Origin of the sequence: Rhodosalinus sp. (assembly GCF_046542825.1) — a bacterium.
In the GTDB taxonomy this organism is placed as follows: domain Bacteria; phylum Pseudomonadota; class Alphaproteobacteria; order Rhodobacterales; family Rhodobacteraceae; genus Rhodosalinus.
Genome location: NZ_JBKHAQ010000120.1, coordinates 1 through 8410, shown reverse-complemented (window position 1 = coordinate 8410; position 8410 = coordinate 1). Strand labels below are relative to the sequence as shown.

The window sequence follows — 8410 nt, the reverse complement described above, 5'->3', positions numbered from 1 at the left end:
GCTGTCGCGCAGCCTCGGGACGGACTGTTTCAGACAAAACGCCCGATGGTGCCATCCGCGCGAACGGGTGCGGCCCCGAGGCGTCCGGCGGGCGCGGAGTTGCCAGCCGTTAACCGATCGGCCACGGCGGCGCCCGAGGCTGCGGGCGAGGGAAGGACGCGGCGGCGGTGATGTTGACAGCCGGAAACGGTGCGGCGTCGAACGCCGCGGCGGCTGCAAAGGACTGCCCGCCCGGCAGGGGCGCCAAGAGCACAGGACACCAAGCCTTTGTCCGTTCACGACGCGCCGGGCGAAGAAGTGGGCAGCGCCGGCCGGCATCTCGCGTCGGCAAAACGTACCGGAGCAGGCGGGCAGCGATGCGGGCGGCCGCGGTGGCTGCGATGACAAAGGGTCTGCCGGAAAGGGCAGGGGGCTCTTCGGGCAGCGGTCAAACGAAGAAGTTGACAGCCGTCAACAGCGGCACGGGGCAGAGGGAGTGCCCCGTGCGCCCGGGCACGCGGCGGCGAGGCGTGCCCGGGCGCAAAAGGCTCGGGCTGCTCCCGGCGCCAGGGTCGGCAGCGGCGCGCGCGGCTCAGGCGGCAAGCTTCGTGACATCGAGGAAGTTCTGCAGCAGGTCGCGACCGTGTTGCGAGGCGATGGACTCGGGGTGGAACTGCACCCCGTGGATCGGCAGATCGCGGTGCTGCAGCCCCATGACGGTACCGTCCTGCAGCCATGCGGTGACCTCCAGGCATTCGGGCAGGCTGTCGCGATCGACCACCAGCGAGTGATAGCGCGTGGCGTCGAAGGGGCCGGGCAGCCCGGCGAAGAGCCCCCGTCCCGCGTGATGCACCGCCCCCATCTTGCCGTGCACGATCTCGTGGCAGCGCACCACCTTGCCGCCGAAGGCCTGGCCGATCGTCTGATGCCCGAGGCAAACGCCCAGAAGCGGCGTGCCCGCTTCGGCCGCGGTCCGGGTCAGCGCCAGGCAGATGCCCGCCCGATCCGGATCGCAGGGACCGGGCGACAGGATGATGCCTGCGGGGTTCATCGCCAGCGCGGCCGGCACGTCCAGCGCGTCGTTGCGGCGCACCGTGACCCCGGCGCCCAGCTCGCCCAGGCAATGCACCAGGTTGTAGGTGAAACTGTCGTAGTTATCGATGAGCAGCAGCATCCGGGCAATCCTTCGCGTTCGGGCGGCAAGCCGGCCGCGGCATGTTTCCCGGCGCCTGCGCCATGGCGTCGGGGGCGCAAGCCGGGGGGCGGCAGGGCGCCCGGGCGTCTTCGGCCGGCCGAGGGGCGGGGCGCGGCATCGCTGCGCCTCAGCCGGTCCCGCCGGAGAAGCGCGCGGCATCTGCCGCCGCCCGCCGGATCGCGTTCGACTTGTGGACGGTCTCCTGATACTCGGCTTCGGGGTCGCTGTCATGCACCACGCCACCGCCGGCCTGGATGTACAGTTTGCCGTCCTTGACGATGGCGGTCCGCAGCGCGATGCACATGTCCATGTCGCCGCCCGCGCTGAAATAGCCCACGCCCCCGGCGTAGATGCCGCGCTTTTCCGGCTCCAGCTCGTCGATGATCTGCATTGCGCGCACCTTGGGCGCACCCGACACCGTGCCGGCGGGCATGCCGGCGAAGAACGCGCTCAGCGCGTCCTGGTCCTCGGCCAGTTCGCCGACCACGTTGGACACGATATGCATGACATGGCTGTAGCGTTCGATGATGAACTGCTCGGTCGGCCGCACCGTCCCGATCTTCGCGACGCGGCCCACGTCGTTGCGGCCCAGATCCAGCAGCATCAGATGCTCGGCCCGCTCCTTCGGATCGGCCAGCAGCTCGGCCTCGTAGGCGCGGTCCTCTTCGGGCGTCGCGCCGCGCGGGCGCGTGCCCGCGATCGGGCGGACGGTGACCTCGCGGCCGAAGACCCGCACGAGGATCTCGGGGCTGGCGCCAATCACCTGGAAGCCGCCGAAGTTGAAATAGAACATGAAGGGCGAGGGATTCGTGCGCCGCAAGGATCGGTAGAGCGTGAAGGGCGGCAGCGGGAAGTCCTGCGTCCAGCGCTGCGAGGGAACGACCTGAAAGATATCGCCCGCGCGGATGTACTCCCTGGCCTTCTCGACCGCCGCCAGATAATCCGCATGGGCGAAATTCGACTGCGGCGGTGCCGGATCGTGCGCCTCGCCCATCTCGCGCGTGGCCTGCGGCAGCGCACGGTCCAGATCGCGCACCGCGTCCATCACCCGCTCGGCGGCCTGGGCATAGGCCGCGCGCGCCGATTGCCCGTCGCTCACCCATGCGGGCGAGACCACGGTGACGTCGCCCTTGACCCCGTCCAGCACCGCGACCACCGTGGGCCGCAGCATCAGCGCATCGGGCAGTCCCAGCGGATCGGGGTTCACCTCGGGCAGATGCTCGACCAGCCGGATCATGTCGTAGCCCAGATAGCCGAAGAGCCCCGCCGAGGCGGCGGGCAAACCGTCCGGCAGGGCGATCCGGCTTTCCGCGATCAGGGCGCGCAGATGGTCGAGCGGATCGCCCGGCCATGTCTCGAACGCGTCGGGATCGAAGCGCGCGTGCCTGTTCAGGCTGCTGGTCGCGCCGCGGCACTGCCAGACCAGATCCGGTTTCATCCCGACGATCGAGTAGCGGCCCCGCACCTCGCCACCGGTCACCGATTCCAGCATGAAGGCATCCCGCGCGGCGCCGGAGAGCTTGAGCATCAAGGAGACCGGCGTGTCGAGATCGGCGGCCAGACGGGCATAGACGACCTGGTTCTGCCCGGCCTCGTAGGCGCGGGCGAAGCTGTCGAAATCGGGGATCAGCTCCACGGCGTGCATCCTTGCGCCTGGGCGCCGGGCGCCGCACCGGTCGCGGGCGGCCGGGCGCCGCCACGGGCCAGACCGTGCAACCGGCCAGGAGGCGTCCCGCGCGGACCCCGCGCCAGGCAGGCCCGCGCGCGGAAGGCCGGACGCCCGTGCCGGTCCGGACGTCTCCAGACCGCAGTTTCCGTGATGCAGCCGCCTGCCATGTCGCCCCTCGTGGTCCGGGTGTTCCCGCGTCTAAGCCTTGCGCGGGCGCGCGGCAAGGCCGGACACCCCTCGCCAACCACTCCTCGCAGGGGCCGCAAAGGAACACCGACGACGCGCTGCCCGGCGAGAAGCGGCGGGCACGGCAGGCGCCCCGGTCGGCTCCGGCCCCCTGCGATGTGCGGCCGTCATCGACGCGGCAGTCCGACCAGCAGCGCCGCGCCCGGCGTCTCACCCCGCCGGTCGGCGGATCCAGGCCGTCTGTCAGCGCGCCGATGCCGATGCCGCGAGCCCGCGAGCCCGCGGGGGCGCGCGGCCGGAGCGCCCGGACGGGTGAACCGCAGGCGTCCGGGCGTCGTTCTCTGCCGAAGGTTCGCGCGGTCGGGTCACGCCGCGCGAAGCGGCAACGCGGGGAAACGCATGTGGGGCGATCTTTCGACGCTGGCGCTGGTGGGCGCGTTCCTGGCCTCGACCCTGGTCGTTCTCGTGGCCGGGCTGCGGACGACCGCTCTTGCGGACCGGCTCGCCGACCGGACGGGGCTGGGCGAGGCGATCGTGGGCGGGGTCCTGCTCGGGGCCGCGACCTCGCTCAACGGGATCATCGTCTCCGTCACCGCGTCGCTCGACGGGCGTGCCTCGCTCGCCTTCTCGAACAGCGTGGGCGGCATCGCGGCGCAGACGGTGTTCCTTGCGATCGCGGACATGTTCTACCGCAGGATCAACCTCGAACATGCCGCGGCCGATCTGGGCAACCTCTACCAGGGCCTCGTGCTGACGGTGCTGCTGACGCTGCCGTTCCTCGCGCTCACCTCGCCCGAAGTGACGCTCTGGGAGGTGCACCCCGTCTCCTTCGCGATCCCACTGGTCTATGCGGCGGGGCTGGTGGGCTCGCGCCGCGTCCGGGACGCCCCGATGTGGCAGCCGGTGGATACCGAGGACACGAAGACCGACCAGCCGGACGAGGAGGACGAGGAGAGCCGCCGGCAGAGCACGCGCCGCCTCTTCGCGAGGTTCGGGGTGCTGATGCTCTTCCTCGGCACCTCGGGCTACGTGATCGCCAAGTCCGCCTCGGCGCTGGCCGACAGGTTCGGCATCTCGGACTCGCTCGTGGGCGCGCTGGCCACGGCGGTCGTGACCTCGCTGCCCGAGCTCGTCACCACCATCGCGGCCGTCCGGCGCGGCGCGCTTCAGCTGGCCGTGGGCGGGATCATCGGCGGCAACACCTTCGACACGCTGTTCCTGACGGCGTCCGACATCGCCTATCGCGACGGGTCGCTCTATCACGCAGCCGGCGATGCCGACTACTTCTGGATCAGCACGGCGCTTCTGATGACCGGCATCCTGATCGGCGGGCTGATCCTGCGGCAGCGGCAGGGACCGGCGCGGATCGGCGCCGAGAGCATCCTTCTCCTCACGATCTACGCGGGCGCCATCGCCGTTCAGGTGTTCGCATGGCCTTAGGCGGGGGACGGCGCTGCACCCGTGCAAGTCGTTGCACGTCCGCCAAGCCGTCTGACCTGGGCCCACGCCGGATGCTTGAGAAGAATTGGAGGAGAGGCGGGGCTCCGGTCACCCCCGCTCGCTCAGACTCGCCAACCCTGACGAGGTTGGTGAGTCCCCGACCGTCATTCCGCGTCGAACACTCCGGCAAACTTCAGGCGCAGATCCCGTTTCAGGATCTTGCCGCTGGCGTTCTTGGGCAACTGATCCGTGATCTCGACATGCTTGGGCGCCTTGAAATGCGCCAAAGCCTCGCGGCAGTAGGCCATCACCGCGTCGGCGGTCAGCGTCGCACCGGCCTTGGGCACGACTGCGGCCGTCACCGCCTCGATCCACTTCGGATGGGGCACGCCGAACACGGCCACCTCGGCCACGTCGGGATGACGGAAGATCGCTTCTTCGACCTCGCGGCTGGCGACGTTCTCGCCGCCCGTCTTGATCATGTCCTTCTTGCGGTCCACGACATAGAGGTACCCGTCCTCGTCGAAACGGCCCAGGTCGCCACTGTGGAACCAGCCGCCCCGGAACGCATCCGCCGTCTTCTCGGGATCCTTGTAGTATTCGGTGATCAGATGCGGGCTGCGATGCACGATCTCGCCCACGTCGCCCACCGGCACCGGCATGTCGTCGTCGTCGACAACCCGCGTCTCGACGTTCAGCGCGGGCCGCCCAGCCGAGCCCAGCTTGCGCAACTGATCCTGCGGTTTCAGGATCGTGGCCACCGGCGCCATTTCCGTCTGACCGTAGAAATTGAACAGCCGCATGTTGGGCAGGCGCCGCGACAGTTCCTCGATCACCGCCGTCGGCATGATGGAGGCGCCGTAGTAGCCCGCATTCAGGCTGCTCAGGTCGCGGGTGTCGAAATCGGGATGGCGCAGCAGCGCGATCCAGATTGTCGGCGGGCAGAACAGCCTGGTGACGCCATGCTGTTCGATCGCGACCAGCATCTCGGCCGGATCGGCCCTGTCGTGCACGATCGAGGTCGCTCCGAGGTAGATGTCGGGGCTGAGGAAACAATCGAGCTGCGCACAGTGGAAGAGCGGCAGGCAGTGAAGCGAAACCGCATCCTCGCGCATCTCGCCGTCGATGATGCAGCTTGCGTATTGCGCGTAGAGCGCCGCAGAGGTTTGCAGCGCGCCCTTGGGGCGGCTTTCCGTGCCGCTGGTATACATCATCTGGATCGGGTCATCCGGCCCCACGTCGCGCCAGACTTCGGAGGCGTCGTCGTGATCCAGGAGATCGGCGACCGGCTGCCAGCCCCCTGGCGCGTCCACACCGGCATGAGGAATGACGAAGCGCGGCAGGTCCTGCCCGATCTGGGCCAGTGCGGCATCGGCCGTCGCGCACAGCGCATCCTCGGCAATCATCATCCTGGCGCCGGAATGGCCGAGGATATAGGCCACGTCGGACGCGCTCAGCATGAAGTTGACCGGAGTCGTCACCGCCCCCAGCCGCGCCAGCGCAAAGCGCAACACCACGAAGGCCCGGTTGTTGTGGGTGAACAGCGCCACGCGGTCGCCCCTGGTCACGCCGCGCGCCTCGAGCGCATGTGCGGCCCGGTTCACCGCCGCATCCAGTTCGGCGAAGGTGTCGACCTGATCGCGGAAGATCAGCGCGGTCCTGGTCGGGGTGCGCGCGGCGGACCGGCGCAGCATGTCGCCCAGTTGCTGCCCACGTGCCCGTCGGATGAGTGTCTCTGTATGCAACTTTGCCCTCGTGCCTTGTCTTGCGCGCCGCCCCGCGCCCGGGACGGAAGGAAATGTTCAGTTCAGAAGCGCCGGCAGCCACAACACCAGTCCGGGAAACGTGCACAGGATCGCCACCAGCACCAGATCCATGACGATGAACCACGCCACCCCCCGGAAGATGGCCGAGGTCGTCACCAGGTTGCCCACCACGCTCTTGATCACGAACACGTTCATCCCGATGGGCGGCGTGATCATCCCGATCTCCAGCAGCTTGGTCAGCACGATCCCGAACCACAAGAGGCTCCACCCGGCCTCGTCGATCACCGGCAGGATGATCGGCAGCGTCAGGAGCATCGCGCCGATCGGCTCGAGGAACATCCCCATCAGGAGGTAGACGCAGACGATGCCGATCATCAGCAGGACCGGCGTCGAGGCGATGTTCAGGATGCCGGAGGACAGGTAGTCGCCCGCCCCGGACAGCGCCAGGAACCGCGTCAGCAGGCTGGCGCCGATGGCGATGATCAGCAGGGCCGCCGTCGTCATCAGGGTTTCTCGCGCCGCGGTCAGGAACCGGGCCCATGTCATCTGTCCCGTCAGGATCGCTACCAGACACGCCATGGCCGCCCCGACGGCGCCCGCCTCGGTCGGGGTGAACACGCCGCCGAACAACCCGCCGAAGATGCCGATCATGATCAGCAGAATCGGCCATGTCTCGCGCAGGGCGAGCAGCTTCTCGCGCATGCTCACGCCCCTGTCGCGTTCGGGGGCGAGCGCCGGATTCAGCCAAACCCTCAGCAGCACCACAAGGATGTAGCCGATCGCCGTCATCAGCCCCGCGACGACGCCCCCGAGGAAGAGCTGCGTGATCGATATCTGCGCGATCACCCCGTAGAGGATCAGGATGATCGATGGCGGGATCAGCGCGCCGATCGTCCCCGCCACCGCGACCGTGCCGGTGGCCAGTTCGGGCTGGTACTTGTACTTCATCATCTCGGGGATGGCGATCCGGCCCATCGCCGCCGAACAGGCGATCGACGAACCCGACACCGCCGCGAAGCCGGCCGAGCCGAAGATCGACGCGATGGCCAGCCCGCCGGGCAGCGCCGCCAGCCAGATCCGCGCCGCGTTGAACATGCCCCGCGTCAGTTGCGTGTGATAGCTGATGAACCCCAGAAACAGGAACATCGGGATCGAGCTGAGAATCCAGCTCGACGTGAAGCTGTAGGGCACGATGCTCATCGCGCCCCAGGCGACGCGCGGCCCCATCAGCACATAGAGCCCGGTAAAGGATACCCCGATGAGGGCGATCCCGATGGGCACGCGTACAGCGATCAGGGCGATCAGGGTCGCCAGGCCGGTCAGGCCGATGCCAACGTCAGTCACTTATGAAATTCGCATCTACATCTGTTTCGTTCAGGCCGTTGCGCCAGCCCGTCACGGTCGTGATCACCCTGTAGCCCGCGATCACTGCCATCAGCGCCGCGCCCAACGGCACCAGCCAGTAGCTCTGCCAAATCTCGATCCGCTGCGAGCCTTGCTCCATCGTCGCTCCGATGTCGGTCTTCTTGACCGCTTCCGTCAAACCCCCGATCATCATGACGATCATGACCCCGACGGTCAGCAGCCCGGACAACAGAGAGAACCCGGCCTGCGCGCGCGGCGGCATCAGGTCGGTCACGAATTCGACCGAGATGTGCGCGCGCTTTTCCTCGGCCACGCCAAGGGCGAGAAACAGGACCATCACCATGTAATAGTTCGCTACCACGACGATGGTGCCGGGCACGGGGGTGTTGAACAGGTAGCGGCCAGCCACATCGGCAGTGACGTGAAGCATCATCAGGATGACGCAGATCGCCCCGATCATGGAGGACGACTTGGCCAGGAAGGACAACGACCTGCCAATCGTGAACATCGGTTTCCTCCGACAGTCATGTGAGGGTGACAGGCGCCGGGCACCACCGCGGTGTGCGGTGCCCGGCGCCGGAAGTCATGTCGATGAGGTGGTCACTGGCCGTAGGAGGACACGTCGATCTTCGAAAAGATCTCGTTCCAGTAGATCTCGGCCAGTTCCTCGCCGCTGGACACGTCCTCTGTCAGCCCGGTCCACCGCTCCAGACCCTCGGTCAGGGCCTCGGCGGCCTCGGTCCCGGACTCGATGCCAAAGCGTTCCTTGTAGATCGCGGCGATGGCATCCTTGTCGGCGTCGATGAACTC

At 68.2% G+C, this 8410-nt stretch carries 6 protein-coding genes and 1 pseudogene; 1 reads left to right on the top strand and 6 read right to left on the bottom strand.

All coding sequences use genetic code 11. The features are described 5' to 3' along the window. Window positions 1–571 precede the first annotated feature (571 nt). A complete protein-coding gene (locus ACLFOB_RS13010; RefSeq protein WP_410926344.1) occupies window positions 572–1153 on the bottom strand; it encodes an anthranilate synthase component II in 582 nt (193 codons plus the stop codon). A gap of 148 nt (window positions 1154–1301) precedes the next feature. Beyond that, on the bottom strand, window positions 1302–2810 hold the full coding sequence (gene trpE / locus ACLFOB_RS13005; RefSeq protein WP_410926343.1) for an anthranilate synthase component I: 1509 nt from the start codon (window positions 2808–2810) through the stop codon (window positions 1302–1304). Between the two features lie 618 nt (window positions 2811–3428). Here trpE and ACLFOB_RS13000 point away from each other — a divergent pair. Further along, complete coding sequence (locus tag ACLFOB_RS13000; protein ID WP_410926342.1) at window positions 3429–4469, top strand: sodium:calcium antiporter; 1041 nt, start codon at window positions 3429–3431, stop codon at window positions 4467–4469. A gap of 164 nt (window positions 4470–4633) precedes the next feature. Here the strand turns inward: ACLFOB_RS13000 and ACLFOB_RS12995 are convergent, their stop codons facing one another. The 4 genes and pseudogenes from ACLFOB_RS12995 to ACLFOB_RS12980 form a co-directional block, all read right to left on the bottom strand. After that, on the bottom strand, window positions 4634–6214 hold the full coding sequence (locus ACLFOB_RS12995; protein WP_410926341.1) for a fatty acyl-CoA synthetase: 1581 nt from the start codon (window positions 6212–6214) through the stop codon (window positions 4634–4636). Between the two features lie 57 nt (window positions 6215–6271). Continuing rightward, the gene (locus ACLFOB_RS12990; RefSeq protein WP_410926340.1) at window positions 6272–7579 is read right to left on the bottom strand and encodes a TRAP transporter large permease; all 1308 of its coding nucleotides are present in this window, start codon (window positions 7577–7579) and stop codon (window positions 6272–6274) included. Further along, a complete protein-coding gene (locus tag ACLFOB_RS12985) occupies window positions 7572–8108 on the bottom strand; it encodes a TRAP transporter small permease (RefSeq protein WP_410926339.1) in 537 nt (178 codons plus the stop codon). Before ACLFOB_RS12985 ends, ACLFOB_RS12990 begins: the two co-directional genes overlap by 8 nt. A 92-nt stretch (window positions 8109–8200) precedes the next feature. Next, window positions 8201–8410 (bottom strand): annotated as a pseudogene (locus tag ACLFOB_RS12980) (C4-dicarboxylate ABC transporter substrate-binding protein); the annotation flags it as partial.

What these genes read in the sequence shown, in the direction of transcription:
- ACLFOB_RS13010 (WP_410926344.1), bottom strand. Translation starts at nt 1,153, where the DNA reads ATGCTGCTGCTCATCGATAACTACGACAGTTTCACCTACAACCTGGTG.
- ACLFOB_RS13000 (WP_410926342.1), top strand. Translation starts at nt 3,429, where the DNA reads ATGTGGGGCGATCTTTCGACGCTGGCGCTGGTGGGCGCGTTCCTGGCC.
- ACLFOB_RS12985 (WP_410926339.1), bottom strand. Translation starts at nt 8,108, where the DNA reads ATGTTCACGATTGGCAGGTCGTTGTCCTTCCTGGCCAAGTCGTCCTCC.